The 19,107-nt window shown below is 72.3% G+C and carries 18 protein-coding genes; 7 read left to right on the top strand and 11 right to left on the bottom strand.

From position 1 onward, the window contains the following. The first annotated feature begins 102 nt into the window (after window positions 1-102). Window positions 103-399 carry a LysE family translocator gene (locus MYF83_RS25710; protein ID WP_248963273.1) on the top strand — a complete coding sequence of 99 codons (297 nt, stop codon included), beginning with the start codon at window positions 103-105 and terminating at the stop codon, window positions 397-399. 35 nt (window positions 400-434) lie between these two features. On the opposite strand, the gene MYF83_RS25705 is transcribed toward MYF83_RS25710, so the two are convergent. Further along, a complete protein-coding gene (locus MYF83_RS25705; RefSeq protein ID WP_248963272.1) occupies window positions 435-953 on the bottom strand; it encodes a cupin domain-containing protein in 519 nt (172 codons plus the stop codon). Beyond that, window positions 950-1,855, bottom strand: a complete 906-nt coding sequence (locus tag MYF83_RS25700) for an NmrA/HSCARG family protein (RefSeq protein WP_248963271.1) — start codon at window positions 1,853-1,855, stop codon at window positions 950-952. The genes MYF83_RS25705 and MYF83_RS25700 overlap by 4 nt, the downstream gene beginning before the upstream one ends. 262 nt (window positions 1,856-2,117) lie before the next feature. On the opposite strand from MYF83_RS25700, the gene MYF83_RS25695 reads away from it, so the two are divergent. Next, window positions 2,118-2,972 (top strand): helix-turn-helix transcriptional regulator, encoded by an 855-nt coding sequence (locus MYF83_RS25695; RefSeq protein ID WP_248963270.1) that lies wholly within the window; start codon window positions 2,118-2,120, stop codon window positions 2,970-2,972. 314 nt (window positions 2,973-3,286) lie between these two features. Further along, entirely contained in the window at window positions 3,287-4,909 is a 1,623-nt protein-coding gene (locus MYF83_RS25690; protein WP_248963269.1) for a CocE/NonD family hydrolase, read from the top strand. 43 nt (window positions 4,910-4,952) lie between these two features. Here MYF83_RS25690 and soxR read toward each other — a convergent pair whose 3' ends face one another. From soxR to MYF83_RS25660, 6 genes are all read right to left on the bottom strand, one after another. Beyond that, window positions 4,953-5,405, bottom strand: a complete 453-nt coding sequence (soxR, locus tag MYF83_RS25685; protein WP_248963268.1) for a redox-sensitive transcriptional activator SoxR — start codon at window positions 5,403-5,405, stop codon at window positions 4,953-4,955. A 63-nt stretch (window positions 5,406-5,468) separates the two neighbouring features. Continuing rightward, window positions 5,469-6,797 (bottom strand): M1 family metallopeptidase, encoded by a 1,329-nt coding sequence (locus tag MYF83_RS25680; RefSeq protein WP_248963267.1) that lies wholly within the window; start codon window positions 6,795-6,797, stop codon window positions 5,469-5,471. A 220-nt stretch (window positions 6,798-7,017) separates the two neighbouring features. Continuing rightward, window positions 7,018-7,386, bottom strand: coding sequence for an STAS domain-containing protein (locus MYF83_RS25675; RefSeq protein WP_248963266.1), 369 nt, complete (start codon window positions 7,384-7,386; stop codon window positions 7,018-7,020). A gap of 234 nt (window positions 7,387-7,620) precedes the next feature. Continuing rightward, window positions 7,621-8,031: an ATP-binding protein gene (locus MYF83_RS43905; RefSeq protein ID WP_248963265.1), complete on the bottom strand. Its 411-nt coding sequence runs from the start codon at window positions 8,029-8,031 to the stop codon at window positions 7,621-7,623. A 588-nt stretch (window positions 8,032-8,619) separates the two neighbouring features. Then, entirely contained in the window at window positions 8,620-11,376 is a 2,757-nt protein-coding gene (locus MYF83_RS25665) for an FtsX-like permease family protein (RefSeq protein ID WP_248963264.1), read from the bottom strand. Next, a complete protein-coding gene (locus MYF83_RS25660) occupies window positions 11,373-12,083 on the bottom strand; it encodes an ABC transporter ATP-binding protein (protein ID WP_248963263.1) in 711 nt (236 codons plus the stop codon). The genes MYF83_RS25665 and MYF83_RS25660 overlap by 4 nt, the downstream gene beginning before the upstream one ends. Before the next feature lie 53 nt (window positions 12,084-12,136). Between MYF83_RS25660 and MYF83_RS25655 the strand changes: the two genes are divergently transcribed. Next, window positions 12,137-12,706: a helix-turn-helix transcriptional regulator gene (locus MYF83_RS25655; protein WP_248963262.1), complete on the top strand. Its 570-nt coding sequence runs from the start codon at window positions 12,137-12,139 to the stop codon at window positions 12,704-12,706. Between the two features lie 284 nt (window positions 12,707-12,990). Here MYF83_RS25655 and MYF83_RS25650 read toward each other — a convergent pair whose 3' ends face one another. Then, on the bottom strand, window positions 12,991-13,779 hold the full coding sequence (locus MYF83_RS25650; protein ID WP_248963261.1) for a TetR/AcrR family transcriptional regulator: 789 nt from the start codon (window positions 13,777-13,779) through the stop codon (window positions 12,991-12,993). Window positions 13,780-13,952: 173 nt separating this feature from the next. Here MYF83_RS25650 and MYF83_RS25645 point away from each other — a divergent pair, with 173 nt between their 5' ends. The 3 genes from MYF83_RS25645 to MYF83_RS25635 all read left to right on the top strand — a co-directional run bounded on the left by MYF83_RS25645 (window position 13,953) and on the right by MYF83_RS25635 (window position 16,447). Further along, the gene (locus tag MYF83_RS25645) at window positions 13,953-14,933 is read left to right on the top strand and encodes an ATP-binding cassette domain-containing protein (RefSeq protein ID WP_248963260.1); all 981 of its coding nucleotides are present in this window, start codon (window positions 13,953-13,955) and stop codon (window positions 14,931-14,933) included. Window positions 14,934-14,971: 38 nt separating this feature from the next. After that, window positions 14,972-15,766: an ABC transporter permease gene (locus MYF83_RS25640; protein WP_248963355.1), complete on the top strand. Its 795-nt coding sequence runs from the start codon at window positions 14,972-14,974 to the stop codon at window positions 15,764-15,766. A 312-nt stretch (window positions 15,767-16,078) separates the two neighbouring features. Next, a complete protein-coding gene (locus MYF83_RS25635; protein WP_248963259.1) occupies window positions 16,079-16,447 on the top strand; it encodes a nuclear transport factor 2 family protein in 369 nt (122 codons plus the stop codon). A 182-nt stretch (window positions 16,448-16,629) separates the two neighbouring features. Here the strand turns inward: MYF83_RS25635 and MYF83_RS25630 are convergent, their stop codons facing one another. Together MYF83_RS25630 and MYF83_RS25625 are read right to left on the bottom strand one after the other, a co-directional pair. Then, window positions 16,630-17,331 carry a response regulator gene (locus tag MYF83_RS25630; protein WP_248963258.1) on the bottom strand — a complete coding sequence of 234 codons (702 nt, stop codon included), beginning with the start codon at window positions 17,329-17,331 and terminating at the stop codon, window positions 16,630-16,632. Then, window positions 17,328-18,836 (bottom strand): sensor histidine kinase, encoded by a 1,509-nt coding sequence (locus MYF83_RS25625; RefSeq protein ID WP_248963257.1) that lies wholly within the window; start codon window positions 18,834-18,836, stop codon window positions 17,328-17,330. The genes MYF83_RS25630 and MYF83_RS25625 overlap by 4 nt, the downstream gene beginning before the upstream one ends. Window positions 18,837-19,107 lie beyond the last annotated feature (271 nt).

The raw sequence follows: 19,107 nt of genomic DNA, 5'->3' as shown, positions 1-19,107 counted from the left end.
GATCGCCATGCCGGGGCACCGGGAGGACGCGCACGGCCCGGAGGACCAGCAGGACGCGCCCGTGCGGGGGGCGGCGGAGGCGGCCCGGTGCCGGGAGGCGGGTTGCGGCGGTCCTACGTGCTCGGGCTCGCCACGGCCGTGGCCAACCCCAAGGCCGCGGTGTTCGCCATGTCGTTCCTGCCGCAGTTCGTGCCCGCGGGCGCGGACGTGCCGGTCACGCTCATGCTGCTCGCCGCGATCTGGGGCCTGGTCGACACCGTCTGGTACCTCGGGGTGATCTGGATGATCGGCCGGGTGCGCCCGGTGTTCGAGCGGCCAGCGGTGCGCCGCCGCCTGGAGCGGATCTCCGGCGTGGTGCTGATCGGCCTCGGCGTGCGCATGGTCACCGACACGCGCTGACCGGCCCCCCACGGGGGAAGGCCGGTCGGCGGGGCTCAGACGGGGCGGCGGCCCGGGTTCATCGGGGTGAGCTGGTGGATGTCGTGGCGGGCCCGCAGGCTCGCGATCGCGGCCTGGTCGGGTGGTCCGGGGGCCGCGAGCAGCTCGGCGAGCTCCTCCAGGTAGCGCTCGTGGCCGGCCGGGGCCACCTGGAAGAGCATCCGGACCGGCGCGGACCCGGGGTTGAAGAACGCGTGCGGGCAGCCGGCCGGGACGAACATCACGCTTCCCGGGCCGCCTCTGACCACCTTGTCCCCGGTGGCCGACTCCCAGGCGTCCCAGCCGTCCGCCGTCCTGACGAGCGGCTCGAAGGCCAGCAGGTCGAGCTCGCCATCGAGGATGTAGAACACCTCCTCGGCCTCGCGGTGCAGATGCGCCCCGACGTCGAACCCGGGGGAGACCGCGGCCTCGAACATCGACCAGACCCGCGACCGCCCGGCCCCGACCTTCAAGGTCATGCTCGTGCCCTCGATGCGGTGACCCGCGCCGGGCGGCAGCACCAGTCCGCTGGTCATCTCGCCTCCGCTTCGCCGGCGGGGGTCCAGGCGGTCTTGCGCAGCCAGGTCTCCAGGGTCATCAGGCCGGGGTGATCCTCCCGCAGGGCCGGCAGGTCGGGCGCCACGGTGGCGCGGCGATCCAGCCACGCGAACATCTTGGCCACTTCCTCGTCGAACGCGCGCACCCGCTCGATGGGCACCTGCTGGAAGCGCGCCGGCCGGTCGCGGACCCGGCCGAAGGTCTCGGCGATCCCCGAGCAGGTGAGGTCGTCTCCGGCGATCTCGACGTCCCGGCCGAGATACCGCTCCGGCCGGTCGAACGCGATCGCCGCGAAGGCGCCGATGTCCCGCGTCGCGATCAGCGGCATGCGCGCCTCCGGCCGTAACGCGAGGCTGACCACCAGCTCGTCGCCGGTCAGGACCGGGCGGGTGAGCGAGGCGAAGTTGTCCATGAAGAAGGCCGGGCGCAGAACGGTCGCCGGCAGTTCGAGCGCCCGGATGTGCTCCTCGATGCGGCCCTTGCTCGCGAGGTGCGGGACGCCGGTGGGGAGGTTCGCGCCGGCGCTCGAGCTGTACACCAGGTGCGCGACGCCGGTCTCCCGGGCGAGGTCGGCCACCGCCTTGCCTCGCCGCTCCTCCGCCGCCACCCCCTCCAGGGTCACCCGGGGGCCGGTCATCATGGTCAGGACGAGGAAGACGCCGTGCACGGAGGCCATCGCGGCCCGCAGCGACGCCGGGTCGTCCAGCTCGCCGGTGACGAGCTCGGCCCCTGCCTGACGCAGCGAGGTGGCGGCCGGCTTGCCGGGGTCGCGTACCAGGGCGTGCACCGCCCAGCCGCGTTCGAGCAGCTCGCGCGCGGCCGCGCCGCCTTGCTGCCCGGTGGCGCCGATGACCAGCACCGGCCCCTTTCCGTGAGCCATGCGATTCTCCTTGGCGGTGAGGCCGGGGGATCCGGGGGTCTGCGGGGGATCTAGGGCGGGTATGTGGGATATGGCCTCACGGTAGCGAGAATGCTGATATCGATCCTGGTACCGATCCTGCTAGCCTGCGGCTCCCCGCCGGACGGCAAGGAGCGGCGACCCCGGATCTGGACGGAGCGCATCGCGTTGAGCGGCGACCTCATACCGGCACGGAGCGGATCGCGTTGAGCGGCGACCTCACGCCGGGACGGAGCGGATCGCGTTGAGCGGAGATCTCATGCCGGGACGGCCGGCGCGGCGCGCGGAGCTGGCCGCCTTCCTGCGCGCGCGGCGGGCGCAGCTGCGGCCGGCCGACGTCGGGCTGCCCGTGGGCAACGCCTCAGGCCGGCGCCGCACCCCCGGCCTGCGCCGCGAAGAGGTCGCCCAGCTGTCCGGAGTCGGGGTCACCTGGTACACCTGGCTGGAGCAAGGCAGGGACATCGCGGCGTCTCCGCAGGTCGTCGACGCGCTTGCGCGGGCCTTGCTGCTCGACCCCGACCAGCGCCGGCACCTTCGCGAGATCGCCGGGCTGCCTGCCCTCGAGCGCGAGACGCTCGCCGACGAGGTGCTTCCCCGGCTGCAACGGCTGGTCGACGCGGTCGCGCCGAACCCCGCCTCCATCTACGACGCGCACTTCGACTTCCTGGTGTGGAACGGGCCGTACGTACGGATCCGGCATGATCCGGGGCGGCTGCCCGGCGACCGGCGCAATCTGCTGTGGATGATGTTCACCGACGCGGAGAACCGCGCTCGCATGGTGCGGTGGGAGCCCGCCGCCCGCGCGATGGTCAGCCAGTTCCGGGCGGCCGCCGGGCGGCGTCCCGACGACCCGCGGTTCGCCGAGATCGTCGAGGCGCTGAGCGGGGCCAGCCCGGAGTTCCGGGAGTGGTGGGCGGAGTACCCCGTCCGCTACTTCCGGCCGGTGACCGTCGGCATCGATCACCCCGAGCTCGGGCGGATAGGGCTCGAGCTCTTCCAGCTCCGCCCGGTCGAGCACCCCGACCTTCTCATGGTCGTGCAGGTCCCGGCGAGCGACCAGGATTTCGAACGGATGGCCACGCTCCCCGGCGCCCCGTAGCCGCCGTCCCGCCGGCCCAGCGAAGTTAATCTACAATGTAAAGGCGCCCGGTCCGCGCCGGCCGAACCTGCCCCGCGCTCGCCCCATGTGCGCGCGCGACGGCGAGCAAACTCGTGTATATCTTCGACGTATGCCATGCGGTCACCCATCGGAATTTCGCACCCAGGACCGGCGGGTACTGCGCTCACGTGCGGCGCTGATGGCGGCCGCGGTGCTGCTCCCCTCGACCCGGAGGAGCTGGCGCACCGCATGCTCCGCCTCGGGGCGGCCTTCGGCGGCAGCCACCACGTACCAGCGGACGAAGGACTCGATCAATGAACCTGAGCAGTCGTCTCATCCAGCGCATGCTGAGCCTTCCATCGCCCCTGACCAGGGATCTGGTCATCGAACGCGATCTGCGGGTGCCGATGCGCGACGGGGCCGTCCTGCTGGCCGACCGCTGGGCGCCGAGATCCGGCGGTGACGGCCTGCCGACCGCGCTCGTCCGCATTCCCTACGGCAGGGTGGGCATGGGCGCCGCACAGATGGTCAGGCCGCTGGCCGAGCGCGGCTACCAGGTGCTGGTGCAGAGCACGCGCGGGACCTTCGGCTCCGGCGGCGCATTCGACCCGATGCGGTGCGAGCGCGAGGACGGGCTGGACACCCTGGACTGGGTGATCGAACAGCCCTGGTTCGGTGAATCGATGGTGCTGTTCGGGGGCAGCTACCTCGGCTTCGTTCAGTGGGCGGTGGCCGGCCGGCTGCCGGCCCAGGTCAAGGCGATGATTCCGTACGTGTCCGAATCGGCCTTAACCCTGGAGTTCCTCCGCCGGGACGGATTCTCCCTGGAGACGACGTTCAACTGGGGCATCATGGTCGCCAACCAGGAACGCCGGTGGGCCATGCCGCGCCAACTGCTTGAGGCGAGAGGGGTGCGCCGCGCCCTGCACACGCTGCCGCTGAACCGGGCCGACATCGCCGCCATGGGCCGCCACTCCGACTACTTCCAGGACTGCCTCGCCCACGACGCCGACTCGCCATACTGGGCGGTGCTCGACCACAGCCAACGGGTGGCCGAGCTCACCGTGCCGGTGAGCTCGGTCGGCGGCTGGTACGACATCTTCCTGCCCGGTCAGCTCCGCGACCACCGGACGCTGCAGGCGGCCGGACGTCAGTCCCGGCTCACGGTCGGCCCCTGGTCGCACATCTCCCTCAACGCGGGGGCGACGGCAGTCGGCGAGGCCCTGGACTTCGGCCTGGCCCACGCCCGCGACGAGAAGCCGTCGGATCGCGCGCCGGTACGCCTGTTCGTGATGGGCGAGGATGCGTGGCGCGACTTCCCGTCCTGGCCGCCGCCGGGATACGCGCCGCGGCGCTTCCACCTGCACCCGGCGGGCGCCCTGGCCGCCGATGTGCCCGGCGAGTCGGCCCCGGACGGCTACCGCTACGACCCGGCCGATCCCACCCCGGCCGTCGGCGGGGTCCGCATGGCGATCGGGGTCAAGGCGGGCCGCGTCGACAACACCGAACTCGAGGCGCGGCCGGACGTGCTCACCTACACCACCGCCACGCTCGAGCAGGACGTAGAGGTGATCGGCGAGGTCGGCGCCGAGATCTGGTTCCGCTCCAGCCTGCCGTACGCGGATGTGTTCGTCCGGCTCTGCGACGTGGACGACAAGGGCCGCTCGTCCAACGTGTGCGACGGTCTGACCGGCCTGACCGGCGCCGACGAGACCTCGTGTGCGACGGTGCGGCTGTGGCCGACCGCGTATCGCTTCAAACGCGGTCACCGCATCCGCCTCCAGGTCTCCAGCGGCGCCTTCCCGCGCTACAACCGCAACCCCGGCACCGGCGAACCCAGGGCGACCGCCGCCACCCTCCACGCCGCGGACCAGTGGGTGTTCCACGACCCTGCCCACCCGTCGGCGGTGATCCTGCCGGTCCGGCAAGCGAACTGAAGTGCGACGAAACGCTCATAGTGGGTTTCTTCGGCTTGCCCGTTCAGGCCTTTAGCCGCCGTGGGCCCGGGCCCTGCTCGCCGAGGGCGTCCTCCGGGTTCGCCAGCGTGCAGATGTCGATGGACAGGCAGCCGCAGCCGATGCAGTCGGTGAGGCGGTCGCGCAGCTGTTCCAGCTGCTTGATGCGGGTGTTGAGATCGTCGCGCCAGCACTGGGACACGCGGGCCCAGTCGGCACGGGTGGGGGTTCGCTCCTCGGGGAGCAGCCCGAGGACCTCGCGGATCATGGCGAGCGGGATGCCGACGCGCTGGGAGACCCGGATGAAGGCCACGCGGCGCAGCGAGTCGCGGGTGTAGCGCCGCTGGTTGCCCGCCGTCCGGTGGCTGTGGATCAGGCCCTGCCGCTCGTAGAACCGCAGGGCCGAGGCCGGCACTCCGCTCCGCTCGGAGAGCTCTCCGACGGTCAGTTGCTTGGCCTGCCAGGAGACTCGTGTCATGGGCCAAGGTTAGCCCGGACCTGAACATTGGTTCAGGTCCGGGACGGGCCGGCCGGGCGGAGGTCAGCCGTCGATGCGGTGGGTGGTCCAGAACGACGACAGGTTCACCGAGGTCGCGGCCTGGGCGGCGGCCTTGAACTCGGCGGTGGTGGAGATCCCGTACCAGTGGGAGGCGGCGTAGTTCTTCAGCAGGTCCTGCATCGCCGTCGTGCCGATGGTCCGGCGCAGGTCGTGCAGCGCGCACTTGCCGTAGGAGTAGACGACCGTTCCGTACCTGCTGGAATGGGCGTCCCAGTAGGACATCGGGTTGCTGATCTTCTCCGCGGACGACTGCCAGGACACGTTGTTCCAGCAGTTGGTGCCGGAGATGTTGTTGTACAGGTCGGTCGCGTAGTCGGCGAACGACTCGTCCAGCCATGGGCTGTTGTACTCGTCGTCGCCGACGATGCCGTACCACCACTGGTGGGCCAGTTCATGGGCCAGGGCCGTGGAGCTGATCACGTCGAGCACGAAGCCGGGGTACTCCATGCCGCCGAACCAGAAGTTGTTGTCCAGCACCACGTCGACCTCGCCGTAGGGGAAGGCGCCGAAGCGCCCCGCGTGGGCGACGAGCGAGTTCTTCGCGGTGGTCATCATGGAGGAGGCGCTGCCGGAGCTGATCGAGCTCACCCGGTAGACGTTCACCGTGACGCCGGTGCTGGTCGTGCTCGTGGTCTTCGTGAACGGCCCGGCCGCCCACGCGAACTCGCGCACCTTGGCGGCGGTCGCCTTGGTCACGGTGCGTCCGGAGGTGCCGGGGGTGTCGACGGAGGTGCCGGTGGCGGGGACGAACAGGGAGCTCGGGTGGTCGAGGGTGACGGTGTAGTCGCTGATCAGCTGGTAGAAGGATTCGCCGTTGTTGGTGTAGGGGTCCAGGTGCCAGCCGCTGCCGTCGCGGACGGCGAGGACGGGCAGCGCGTTGCCGATGAAGTTGTAGGAGCCGTCGCGGCCGAACCGGTCGGCTCCGCTCGGCACGACGATGCCGAGGTCGAATCCGATCGAGGTGCTCTGGTTCTGGCCGAGCGGGGCCGGCAGGGTGATCTTCAGGGCGGTGCAGTTGACCGACAGCGGGGAGGGGGTGCCGCCGGTCACGTTGGTAACGGTGATCGGCGTGGAGGGGCAGCTTCCGTGGTAGTTGTCCCACAGCCGCAGGTAGACCTCGTTGAGCGGGTCGGCGGAGGGATTGCTGAAGGTGACGCTCTCGTGCCCGGTCCAGGTGCTGCCCGACGCGTTGCTGGTCAGGCTGACGGTATAGGAGGGTGAGGCGGGGGTTCGGGTGCCGTCCACCGCGAAGGCGGCGGGCGGGGCGCTTCCGAGGAGGAGGAGCACGGCTGCGGAGGTACAGGCGAGCATGCGTCGAACAATGCGGGCCATCATGGCCATGAGGACGGTTCTCCCTTCGCGTACGGGACCCCCCCGCCCTGCCGACGTAACGTAACTTCTCCGACAAGTCCGGTCAATGAGCTTTACCGAAACAGACCGCCCTCTCCGCACGCGCCGCCCCCCGGCCCGCGCGGCGGGCGGCCGGGTGGATTTCCAGGCGGGACGGCGGACGGTCCAGGCGGTCCGGAGATCAGGAAGCGAGGATGGCGGCGCGGGCCTCGTCCGCGGTCGGATACGTGGGGAAGGCGTCGGCCACGCCCGTCAGGCGGAAGGTCCGCTGGACACGCGAGTTGAGGCCGGCCAGCGCCACGCTGCCGCCGTGTGCCGCCAGGGCGCGGCGCGCGCCGAGGAACACGCTGATGCCGGTGGAGTCGCAGAAGGCCAGGCCGGTGACATCGATGATCAGGTGGCGGCACTGTTGGGCGTAGGCCTCCTCCAGGACCTTCTGCAGATGCGGGGCGCTGCCATGGTCCAGTTCCCCCGTCAGGACCAGGATGCGCACCGGGGAGGGGTGGGCGTCGGCGGTGGACGCGCCGTCGACGTGCACGGTGAAGTTCATGGGCGGCCTACTCACGGGGCGAGCGCTTGACCAACGGGGACGGCGGTGCGGGGTAGGGCGGCCGGTATCCCGGTGTCGTCACCGGGACCGCCTGCGTTCCGACAGCTGTTGCTCCACATCGGTGACGATATGCGACGCGGCCACGCCTGCCCACAGAATCGACAGGCTTGATCAGGAAGTCCCCGCCGGCCCGAGTGCGCGCCCTCCCGGCACGGTTGCGGGTGGTGCCCTCGGTCAGGCCGGCGGCGCCATGCCCTCGATCGCCTGGCGCAGTCGCACGGCCGACCCCTTGGCGTCTCTGGTGATGCGCACCTCGTCGCACAGCTGCTGCATGAGCCACAGGCCCCGGCCGCGCAGCGTGCTCACGCCGGGGTTGCGCCTGTCGGCGTGGGCAGGCACGAGCCGCCCGAGGCAGTCGTGCACCTCCACGGTGACGTAGCGGTCGTCGTGCCAGGCCTGGACGTGCCCCTCGCCGTGGGCGTGGTCGAGGACGTTGGCGGCGGCCTCGTTCACCGCGAGCACCAGGTCTTGCAGCCGGACCCCGTCGAGCCCGGCCTGCACGGCATAGCCGCGTACCAGCCCCCGTAAGGCGCTCAGATCATCGGTGATCGGCCAGTACGCGGACGCAGGCCCACTGCGATCCACCGGCACCCTCCTGCCACGCCGCCAGTCGTCCACCCTGCCAGAACTCCGCCATCGGCTTGACCATAACGCCTGGACGCCCTTGTCACGCACAGGCCACTCTTCCGCTCCCGGCGATTGCCCGAGACCTGCCCGGCGTTTCCCGCCCTGCCCGGACCCGCTCACCCCCTGCCTGGGGGCCGGGACTAGGCCAGTCCCTGAGCCGCACTTGCGCCACCCTGAGCGGGAGCTTGGAACGGCCGCAGGCATTTGACTAGGGCCTGACCTGCGGATAGTGGAATCAGTGCGGGGGAGTACCCGCCGTTCCAACTCCGATCGCCATTAGGGCCCCGAGCATAGGGAGTCGGCGGGTGGCCCTCTCGCGCGACATGGAAGTGTGGGAAGACCTTCGTCCTCGTGTCCACAGCGAGGTCGTTGGGGGAGGGCTCGATGTCGACCGCTGTGCTTCTCGAAGTTCTGGCGGGCGTCCTGTTGACGATCTCCGCGATCGTTACCATCGCCGCTCTGTGGCCGGTGAGGCCGGCATACGCCTCTGGACGTTGCACGACAATCACGCGGGCGCACTGCCCGCTGTTCGTCGACTTCGTCGCCTCACTCGCGCGCCAGCACCCGGGCCGGCGGCAGCCGCTGGACGAGGACCGCCGGGGCGACTGAGGCGAGGGCCGCCAGCAGCACCGCGACCGCCCCGGCCACAAGAGCCCCCACGGCGACGGCGGCCCCGGCGGTCCCGGTGACGGCCAGCGTGACGGCCAACCCCACGCCCGCTCCCGCGACGGCGCCGAGCACGCCCACGCCGACCCCTTCGGTCACGATGAGCCGGGCCAGGGCCGCCGACGGCCAGCCGAACGCCTTCAGCGCGGCCAGCTCGCCGTCCCGCTCGCGGACGCCGAGGTAGAGCACGTCGGCCACGGCCAGGGCGGCGAGCGCGAACATCAACCCGATCGCCACGTAGTCGACGGCCCGCGCCTGCAGGACGATCGCATCGCCGAGCAGCGACCCGACGACCCGGCCGCGGAAACCGTACGTCACGCCGAGCAGGATGGTCAGCGCGACCACCGCGATCGCGAGCGTTGCCGCGGCGAGCAGCGAACGGCCGGGCGCGCGGGTCAGCCCGGTGACCGCCAGGCTCGCGACGCCGCGGGGCGAGCGGGCCCGGCGCGGCAGCCGCGGCGCGGGCCGGACCGCCTCGACCGGCGGCACCCGCGCGGCGCGCAGCGCGGGTGGCAGCCCGGCCAGCAGCGCCAGCGCGAGTGCCGCCGGGATCGCCAGGAACGTGCGCGCCCCCGGCTCCGGGAGGCCCGACCAGGCGCTCAGCGGCATCGCCAGCAGCGCCGCGAGCCCGCCCGCGAGCAGCCCGATCAGGCCGAGTTCCAGCAGCACGACCCCGAAGATGCGCCGCCGCGCCCACCCCAGGCAGGCGAGCACCCCCAGCTCGGTCCGCCGCGCCCGTACGGCCGCCGCCGCGGCGTTCAGCACGAACAGCGCGCACACCGCGAGGATCAGCACGAACAGGGCGACGGACTTGCGGTCGGCCGCATCCAGGATCTGGTACGCCACGCCCTTGCTCACCCACCCCTCGCTGAGCGTCAGCGCGGGACGGCCGTACCGGCCGGCGGGCAGGTCGACGGTGACCGGGGTCGGCGAGGAGCCGATGGTGATGTCCACGTCGAGCCCGGTGGCGGCGACGATGTCGCGGGCGACCTGGCTGATCCGCTCCCGCGAGACCGCGTCGGGCCCGGTGACGCCGGCGACGCGGACGCGGACCACGCTCAGCGGCGCCTTCGCTGCGGGCGCGCCCTTGGTGGCCTCGGTGATCAGGCGCAGCCCGTCGAAGTTCGTCAGCAGCAGCGGCGGCGCCTGAAGGTATCCGGCGACGTTGTCGCCCGGCAGCAGCGGACGGTTCGCGAGCAGCTCCCGGGAGCGCGCGTCCCCGGGCGCCGCCTCCGGCGGGTTGTAGGTCTCCATCGGCACCCGGGTCAGCTCGTTGATGCCGGGCATCTTCGCCGGGTCGAACCGGCCCACGACACGGGAGGTGAGCGTGCCGATGCCGCCCTCGATGTAGCGCGGCGTCAGGGTGCGGAACTGCGTGTCGGCCGAGCCGAGCGGGGCCCTCGTGGCCGCGCCGAGCCCTCCGAACATGTCGTACGCCGGGTCCTTCCACACGTCCGGGTCGTTGGTCACCGGCAGCGCGGCCACCCGGCGCGGGCCGTCGACGCGGTAGCCGGTCGGGCCGGGCACCCAGTAGCGGGTGAACGGGTTCCAGACGCCGGGCGGCAGGTTCTCCCACTGATCGAGCAGCCGGCGGTAGGACTCCTGCGAGTCGAACGTCCGGCGCAGCACCTCCTGGCCCCGCTGCCCGTCCAGGTAGGCGCGGAACGAGCGGGCGGACGGCTCCCGCGTCGCGCGCTCGGCCGCCGCGGCGGGCAGCCGGCTGATGACGGCCTCCTCGCGCTGGTCGGTGTAGGAGCGGTCGGAGGCGATGAGCTTGATCTCCTTGAGTCCCGGCATCGTCGCCGTCTGCGACTCGGACGACTCCCGCTGCTTCAGGTAACGACCGCCGGTCATCGCGTCGTCGAGCCCGGCCAGCCGCGCCTCGGCGTCCGGGTCGACGGCGGCCAGCACGAACGGGAAGTCCTGGACGATCGACAGCCGCGGTGGGGTGGGCTGCTGCTCGCCGTCGTAGGCGGTCTTCTCCGACCACCAGCCGATCGAGCGGTTCTTCTGGTCGAAGTAGTACGGCGAGGGGTCCGGGTCGGGCGGCTGGTAGAACGGCTTGCCCAGGGACACGGTGCGCCCGCCGGCCAGCTTCTCCGACACGTACTGCGTCTGGTCGCCCTCGCCCATCCCGACCTCCAAGGGACGGCGGGTGAAGTAGGAGTAGTCAGGCGCGCCGTAGGAGATGCGGGTCAGGCCGCGGTCCAGGACGTGGGTGAACTGGAGGCGGAACATGGTGCGCTCGCCGCGCAGTTCGGCGCCGACGTCGAACGACTCGCGGCCGCGGCCGGTAATGTAGCCGATCATGCCGATGGGGGCGGCGACCTCGATGCCGTCGAGCTTCTTGATCGCGTCGTACTGCGCGAAGGAGATGCCGCCGAAGATGCCCGACAGGTAGTTGGCGCGGACCAGGTCCTGCCCGCGTTCCAGCGCGGAGGCGCTGCCCTTGGGGCGGACGAGGAGGTCGTACTGGGCGCGGTAGTTCTGCTGGACGGTGCCGGTGATCTCCAGGCGCTGCGTGCTCGCGGTCCCGGTCAGGACCGTGAATCCGGTGGCCGCCACGACGATGCCCAGCAGCAGGAGGAGGGCGCGCCCGGCGCGGTGCCGTAACTGCCCCCACGCGAGCCGGATCATCCGAGCCTGCCGATCCGGTCCATGACGTCGTCGGACGGCACCACGGTCTGGTCGGCGACGACGCGCCCGTCGCGCAGCCGCACCACCCGGTCGCAGGCGGCGGCGACCTCGGGGTTGTGTGTGGCCACGACGAAGGTCATGCCGCGTTCCTCGCGCAGGCGCAGCAGCAGGTCGACGATCTCCTCGCCGGTGGCGGTGTCGAGGTTGCCGGTCGGTTCGTCGGCCAGCAGCAGCGGCGGCTCGGCGACGAGCGCGCGAGCGATCGCCACCCGCTGCTGCTGGCCGCCCGAGAGCTCGCCGGGCAGGGACTTCTCCCGTCCGGAGAGCCCGACGGCCGCGATGAGGTCACGGGCCCGCGCCCTGCGGTCGAAGCCCACCCGGTACGGCAGCACCGGCGCGAGCACGTTGTCGAGCACACTGAGGGCAGGCAGCAGGTGGAAGCGCTGGAAGACGAACCCGACCGTGCGCCGGTGCCGCTCGAGGCCGCGCCGCCGCAGCGTGTCGACGCGCTGCCCGCCCACGTGGACCTCGCCCCCGTCCGGGAAGTCCATGGCGCCGATGAGGTGCAGCAGCGTCGATTTGCCCGCCCCCGAGGGGCCGGTGAGCGCCACGGTGCTGCCCGCCACGATGTCCAGGTCGACTCCGTCAAGGGCGAGCCCCGACGTGTACGCCCGTGTGACCGCCACGAGCCTGATCTCCACACTCATGGCCATACATTGTCACAATGTATGCGACCTGCGGAAGCCCCTAGGATGACGGCATGCCGTTGAGCCACGCCGTACTGGCCCTGCTGTCGAGCGGCCCCAGCCACGGGTATGAGTTGAAGGGCCGCTTTGAGGCGGCCATCGGCCCCCAGTGGGGCGGGCTGAACATCGGGCACCTGTACCAGATCCTCGACCGGCTGGTCCGCGACGGCCACGTGACGAGGGACCACGTCTCCCAGAACGACCGTCCCGACAAGACGATCTACCGCCTGACCGACACCGGCCTCGCCGAGTTGCGCGACTGGGCGGCCAGTCCGGTGGTGCGCGCCGGAGGCTTCCGCGACGAGTTGTTCCTCAAGCTGATGGGCGTCGCCCGGCTCGGCCCCGAGGCGCTGGCCGCGTTCGTCGACCGGCAGCGCACCTCCTACCTGTCCGACCTGGCCGCGCTCACCCGGCAGCGGCGGGAGCAGGCCGACCCGCTGGTGGCCGTCCTGATCGACGCGGCGATCGCGCACACCAAGGCCGACCTGGAGGTCGTGAGCGCAGCCGAGATGCGGCTCGCCGAGTTGGCGGAGCGATCGGGTCGATCCGGGCTTTCCGTCGGGGAGCAGCGGTCGGTAGGCTGACGAGGCATCAGTGATCCCGTGCGGGAGAGCGTCCTGAGCCGGCCAGGACCCCTGATCGACGCTAAGCACGGGCGTCGCCTGAGAACTCGTACGCCGCCGAGGAAACGATCTTCGACCGGGGCACCGTCGTAACACTTGATGTTGTAAGTCATGTGGCCTCCTCCCCCGCCCGGAGGGAGCCACGCCAATTTCGGGAGCCAACGTCTTCCGACTCCCCCAGGCCCACCGCGACGCCCTCAGAGCGTTGATGCAGGTGAAGGGCTCACCAATCGACTCAGGGCGACCTAGGTGCGGGGTTGCTCGGGGTGGGGCGGGGTGCGGGTGCCGATCAGGGTCTCGATGCCGTCGAGGATGCGCTGCAGGCCGAACTCGAAGGCCGGCTGGGGGGCGGAGGCGGCGCCGTAGGCCTCGCCCGCGGCCGTGCCGACGCGGGAGGAGACGGGGAAGCGGGTGGGGTCCATGACCTTGGCGAGGTAGGGGGCGTGGGCCCACCACCACTGCTCGTCGGTCATGCCGGTGCGCTGCTCGGCCTGGGCGGCGTCGACGGCTCCTCGCGCCGCGCCGTGGACGTAGGAGGAGATGAGGGTGACGACGGAGTCCATCTCCAGGTCGGAGAGGCCGGCGCCGTCGATGGCGGCCAGCTCGTACTCGTAGGAGGCGGTCACGTTGGGGCCGAGGGGCGGGCGGCTGGTGGCGACGTAGAGGATCCACGGGTGGCGCTGGTAGAGGGCCCACTTCTCGCGCGCGATGAGCTCGAGCCTGCCGCGCCAGCCGCCTTCGACGTCGCTCGGCTGGGCGGCCTCGCCGTACACGGAGTCGAGCATCAGGTCGAGCAGCTCGGCCTTGCCCGGGACGTAGGTGTACAGGGACATGGTGCCGACGCCGAGGTGCTCGGCCACGCGGCGCATGGACAGGGCGGCCAGCCCGTCGGCGTCGGCGACCTCGATGGCGGCGCGGACGACGCGGTCGACGCTGAGGTCGGGCTTGCCCTTCCTGCTGGCCTTCTCGCGGGTGCGCCAGAGCAGGGCGAGGCTGCGTGCGGGGTCTCCCGCGCCGGTGTACTCGGTGGTCATCGTGCCCCCGATCCTATCGCCCGCCGCCTGGCCCTGATCGGCGGGCGGAGGCGTCCGTCCGGCGCGTGACGGGCAGGGCCGGCGCGGTTTCCCGGCAGATCATCCGACTGGGCCGTACGTCATGCCGTATGCTGTACGGTACAGCGTACGGATGAGCGACCGAGGAGAGTGAAGTGGGTTCCACGGGACACGCGATCGTCGCCGAAGGCCTGCGCAAGCGGTACGGCGACACCGAGGCCCTGGCCGGGTTCGACCTGGCCGTGCCCGAGGGCACGGTGTGCGGGCTGCTCGGGCCCAACGGCGCCGGTAAGACCACGGCGGTACGCGTTCTGACCACGCTCCTGCGTCCCGACGCCGGCCGGGCCGAGGTGGCCGGGTTCGACGTCGTACGCCGGCCTGAGCAGGCGCGTTACCGGATCGGGCTGGTCGGGCAGCACGCCGCGCTGGACGAGGTGCTGAGCGGCCGGCAGAACCTGGTGATGTTCGGCCGGCTCTACCACCTCGGCGCCGCGAGGGCCCGCCGGCGGGCCGACGAGCTGCTGGAACGGTTCGGTCTCGCCGACACCGGCGACAAGCCGGTCGAGCGGTACTCCGGCGGCATGCGCCGCAGGCTCGACCTGGCGGCGAGCCTGATCCTCGCCCCGCCGGTGCTTTTCCTGGACGAGCCGACCACCGGGCTGGACCCGCGCGGACGCGACGAGGTCTGGCAGGCGGTCACCTCGCTGGTGGCCGGAGGCACCACCGTGCTGCTGACCACCCAGTACCTGGAGGAGGCCGACCGGCTGGCCGGAACCATCTGCGTCATGGACGCCGGCCGCGTCATCGCCGAAGGAAGTCCCGAAGAGCTGAAGTCGGCCATCGGCGGCGACCAGATCGACCTGGTGCTGCGCGACGCCGGGCAGGCCGGGGCGGCGGCGGCGATCGCCGAGCGGATCGCCGGGGCGCGGGCGGAGCGCGACCAGGAGGACCGGCGCGTCTGCGTCCCGGTACGCGACCGGGTGACCGCGCTCACCGAGATGGTGCGGGCCCTGGACGACGCGGGCGTCCAGGTCGAGGACATCGCGTTGCGCCGCCCAACGCTGGACGAGGTGTTCCTGCGCCTGACCGGTCACCGCGCCGGGGCGTCCGAGCCGGCGGGGGAGGTGGCGGCGTGACGATCACCACCCCGGCGGCTCCCGCCCCGCCCCGCACGATGGCGAGCCGGCTGCGGTGGGCCCTGGCCGACGGCTGGACGATCACCCACCGGGACCTGTCGCACTGGGCCCGCCGGCCCGCGCAGGTCATCGTGGGGCTGCTGTTCCCGGTCATGGTCGTCCTGATGTTCGCCTACCTGTTCGGCGGCGGCATGGCGATCCCGGGCGGAGGGGACTACCGGGAGTTCCTGATGCCCGGCATGTTCGCCATGACCATGGTGTTCGGCGTCGAGGCGACGTTCACCGCGGTGAGCGCCGACATCGCCAAGGGCGTCACCGACCGGTTCCGCTCGCTGTCCATGGCGCCCTCGGCCGTGGTGGTGGGGCGCTGCGCCGCCGACCTGCTGAACTCCGTCCTCGGGCTCGCCGTCATGATCGCCTGTGGGCTGGCGGTCGGCTGGCGCTGGCATGAGGGCCCCGGCCCGGCGCTGGCGGCGGTCGGCCTGCTGCTGCTCCTGCGCTTCGCCCTGCTGTGGGTGGGCGTCTACCTGGGGCTGGTGATGAACAACCCCGAGGCCGTCATGGCGGTGCAGATCCTGGTGTGGCCGCTGGCGTTCCTGTCCAACACCTTCGCCTCGCCGGCCACGATGCCGGGCTGGCTCGGCGCGATCGCCGAATGGAACCCGATGTCGGCGACGGTGTCGGCGACCCGCGAGCTGTTCGGCAACCCCGGCTGGGGCGGTGACTCCTGGGCCGCGCAGAACGCGCCGTTCCTGGCGCTGGCCTGGCCGCTGCTGCTCCTGGTGGTGTTCTTTCCGCTGTCGGTCCGGCGGTACCGCACGCTCGGCCGCTGATCGCACCGGCCGGGGCGCTCCGCGTCACGTCGCCGTCGCCTTCGCCGCAGCGTCGTCCTCGTCACGTCGCGTCGCGTCGCGTCGCGTCGCGTCGCGTCGCGTCGCCAGAGGGTGCCGGTGGCGACGGGGGCCCTTCGGGGGTTACCTGGCACGTAATCGATTTCCCGGCGCCGGGTCGCCATTGTTGGGGACGTGGGGCGGTCCGCCCCGCCGTCCAGGCCACCGCACCAGGTGGCCTGGACGGCACCCGGCCGTCCGGACACCTGCGCGTGATCCGGGCGGATCATGCGATTCTCCTGAGGAGTACATGCGATGAGCGACGTCAACGAACTTGTCAACCAGTACATCGCGGCCTGGAACCAGACCGATCCGGCAGCCCGCCGCGCGGCCGTCGACCGGTTGTGGGCCGAGGACGGCACCTACGTCGACCCGCTCGCCGTCGCCGAAGGGCGCGCGGCCATCGACGCGACGATCGCCGCCGTCCAGGAGCAGTTCCCCGGGTTCGTGTTCCGCCTGGCGGGGCCGGTCGACGCCCACCACAACCTGGCCAGGTTCACCTGGCAGCTCGCCCCGGCGCCGGACGCCGAGTCGCTGGTCGACGGCTTCGACGTGGCGGTGCTGACCGAGGACGGCCGCCTGCGCGACGTGCACGGCTTCCTCGACAAGGTGCCCACCGCCTGAACACCGGAGACCCGCGGCGGCACAGAAGGGCGGCGCCGGAACCGAGCGCCGCCCACCGGCCGTGCGTGGGCGGCGCCGCGCGGGCCGGTACGGACGGGCGGCGTCCGGCGGGGCCGTGTCGGCCGGGCGTCCGGTGGAGGGTCGCGCCGGGCGGGCGGCCGGCATGCGGTCCTGGGCTTGTGTCAGGTGCGAGGCGGGGCCGAGACCAGGCCGCTGTCGTAGGCGACGACGACGAGCTGGGCGCGGTCGCGGGCGTGGAGCTTGGCGAGCAGGCGGCCGACGTGGCTCTTCACCGTGGCCAGGCTGAGGTGCAGATGCTCGGCGATCTCACTGTTGGACAGGCCACGGGCGATGTGGGTGAGCACCTCCCGCTCGCGCGCGGTCACCCCGTCGAGCTCGCGCGGCAGGGCGTGCGCGGGCTCCGGCCGCCGGGTGAACTCGGCGATCAGGCGCCTGGTCACGGTGGGCGCCAGCAGCGCCTCGCCCGAGGCGATCACGTGGACGGCGGCCAGCAGGTCGGCCGGACGGGTGTCCTTCAGCAGGAACCCGCTCGCCCCCGCCCGCAGCGCCGCGTAGATGTAGGCGTCCAGGTCGAAGGTCGTGAGGATCAGCACCCGCACGCCGGAGGTCTCCGGCGCGCCGCAGATCAGGCGGGTCGCCTCGATGCCGTCCATCTCCGGCATCCGCACGTCCATCAGCACAACATCTGGACGCTCACGGCGGGCCAGCTTGACGGCCTCCGCGCCCGTACCGGCCTCCCCGACGACCGTGAGACCGGGCGCGGTGTCGATCAGCAGGCGGAACCCGCCACGCAGCAGGGCCTGGTCGTCGGCGACCAGCACGCGGACGTCCCCGCCCGCCGCCTCCGCCGTGTCCTCGCTCACTCCACGGCTCCATCCGCCGCGCCCCGCTCGGGGTCACCCGTCCGGCGTGCGTCGGCCTCGGGCCGGGCGCGGCGTGCGGCGGCCTCGGGGTCACCGGTCGGTCCTGCGGCGGGCTCGGGGTCGCCGGTCCGCCGTGCGGTGGGCTCGTACGGCATGCGGGCGCGAACCGCGAAACCGCCTCCGGGCCGGGGCCCCGCGCTGAAGGCTCCCCCGTACATCGTGACCCGCTCGCGCATCCCCACCAGGCCATGGCCGCTGGCGGGCTCCGCCGTGCCGGGCAGCAGGCGGGTCCCCGGACCGTCGTCGAGGACCTCCACCCGCAGCTCTCGCCCGACGCCGCGGACCGTGACCTGGCACCGGGCCGGCGCGGCGTGCATGACCACGTTGGTCAGCGCCTCCTGGACGATGCGGTAGGCCGACAGCTCCAGTCCCTCCGGCAGGCTCTCCACTTCGCGCACGTCCAACTCGACCCGGACCCCGGCGAGGGCCGCTCGCTCGGCCAGTTCCGGCAGCCGTGCGAGACCGGGGGCGGGGTAGAGGTCGGTCGCCGCCTCCTGGTCGCCTTCGGACCGCAGGACGCCCAGCAGGTGGCGCATCTCGGTGAGCGCGCTCCGGCTCACGGCCTCGATCTCGCGCAGCGCCTTGCGGGCCTCCTGCGGCCTGACGTCGGCGACGTGGTCCGCGATGCCCGCCTTCACGGTGATCAGGGTCATGCTGTGCGCGACGACGTCGTGCAGTTCCCTGGCGATGCGCAGGCGCTCCTCGGCGACCGCCCGCCGGGCGAACTCGGTGGCCGAGCGGTCGAGGTACAGCCGCCGCTCGCGTACGGCACGGCCGATCGTCCAGGCCCCGCCCATGAGGGTCGTCCCGAACACCACCATGGGGAACGGGAAACCCTCCATCCACCAGCCGATGGGGCCCGACACCGCCGAGCCGACGATCACGACCGCGCTGATTGCGCCGATCGTCCGGGTGGGCACCCAGCGAAGCCCAGGACGGGTGAGCGCGACCAGATAGAGGGCGAAGGCCGCGGCGGCGAAGGAGTCGTGCGCCATGTCGATGAACAGCGACACCACCGTCATCGCGAGCACGACGCAGAAGACGGGCACCGGCCACAGCCGGCGTGCCGCCACCGGAAGCCCGATGCAGGCGACGAGCAGGCACTGCGCCATCGCAGGCAGCGCGCCGGCGGCCGGCACCCGCGGCACCGTGAACGCCAGCAGCAGCGCCGTAAAGCCGGCCGCGGCCAGCACGTCGAGGGCGATCAGCCGCCGCCGGCTCAGCCGCGGCCCCACCAGCGGCCGAGACCCGAGGCCGTCCGGAGACGGGACACCCAGAGGCCACCGGCCGGTCCCACCCAGAGACCACGAGCCGCCGCCACCGAGAGGCCACCGGCCGGTGTCGTCCAGAAGCCGTGAGGCGGTGTCGTCCAGAGGGCGCGAGGTGGCGTCGTCCAGAGGGCGTGAGGCGGTGTCGTCCAGAGGCCGCCGGTCGGTGTCGTCCATGGGATCGGCCCCTGGGCCGTCCGGAGAGAGCACGCGTGCCATCTCGGGGGCGCCGGGGGCGGGGGGAGGCGTGCGAGAAGGCCGCGGCCCGGCGGTCGTCTTCGCGTCGTCCATCCGTCGAGGTTATCGGTGACGGCCGCCAGGTCACCTCCCGCCGGAGGATGTCATCCCGTAGGCGGACATCGTCCCGTGCGCGGCCTTCAGGTGCGCCTACGGCCCCACGCGCGGATTGCGGCCCCCAGCCGATGCGGAGCCCGGCACCGGTGCGGGA

Source organism: Sphaerisporangium perillae (assembly GCF_023276435.1).
GTDB classification, from domain to species: Bacteria; Actinomycetota; Actinomycetes; order Streptosporangiales; family Streptosporangiaceae; genus Sphaerisporangium; species Sphaerisporangium perillae.
Note: the sequence above shows the minus strand (reverse complement) of the source record. Positions and strands in the feature narration are given on the sequence as shown.

What these genes read in the sequence shown, in the direction of transcription:
- MYF83_RS25705 (WP_248963272.1), bottom strand. Translation starts at nt 953, where the DNA reads ATGACCAGCGGACTGGTGCTGCCGCCCGGCGCGGGTCACCGCATCGAG.
- MYF83_RS25700 (WP_248963271.1), bottom strand. Translation starts at nt 1,855, where the DNA reads ATGGCTCACGGAAAGGGGCCGGTGCTGGTCATCGGCGCCACCGGGCAG.
- MYF83_RS25690 (WP_248963269.1), top strand. Translation starts at nt 3,287, where the DNA reads ATGAACCTGAGCAGTCGTCTCATCCAGCGCATGCTGAGCCTTCCATCG.
- soxR (WP_248963268.1), bottom strand. Translation starts at nt 5,405, where the DNA reads ATGACACGAGTCTCCTGGCAGGCCAAGCAACTGACCGTCGGAGAGCTC.
- MYF83_RS25680 (WP_248963267.1), bottom strand. Translation starts at nt 6,797, where the DNA reads ATGCTCGCCTGTACCTCCGCAGCCGTGCTCCTCCTCCTCGGAAGCGCC.
- MYF83_RS25675 (WP_248963266.1), bottom strand. Translation starts at nt 7,386, where the DNA reads ATGAACTTCACCGTGCACGTCGACGGCGCGTCCACCGCCGACGCCCAC.
- MYF83_RS25665 (WP_248963264.1), bottom strand. Translation starts at nt 11,376, where the DNA reads ATGATCCGGCTCGCGTGGGGGCAGTTACGGCACCGCGCCGGGCGCGCC.
- MYF83_RS25660 (WP_248963263.1), bottom strand. Translation starts at nt 12,083, where the DNA reads ATGAGTGTGGAGATCAGGCTCGTGGCGGTCACACGGGCGTACACGTCG.
- MYF83_RS25655 (WP_248963262.1), top strand. Translation starts at nt 12,137, where the DNA reads ATGCCGTTGAGCCACGCCGTACTGGCCCTGCTGTCGAGCGGCCCCAGC.
- MYF83_RS25650 (WP_248963261.1), bottom strand. Translation starts at nt 13,779, where the DNA reads ATGACCACCGAGTACACCGGCGCGGGAGACCCCGCACGCAGCCTCGCC.
- MYF83_RS25640 (WP_248963355.1), top strand. Translation starts at nt 14,972, where the DNA reads ATGGCGAGCCGGCTGCGGTGGGCCCTGGCCGACGGCTGGACGATCACC.
- MYF83_RS25635 (WP_248963259.1), top strand. Translation starts at nt 16,079, where the DNA reads ATGAGCGACGTCAACGAACTTGTCAACCAGTACATCGCGGCCTGGAAC.
- MYF83_RS25625 (WP_248963257.1), bottom strand. Translation starts at nt 18,836, where the DNA reads ATGGACGACACCGACCGGCGGCCTCTGGACGACACCGCCTCACGCCCT.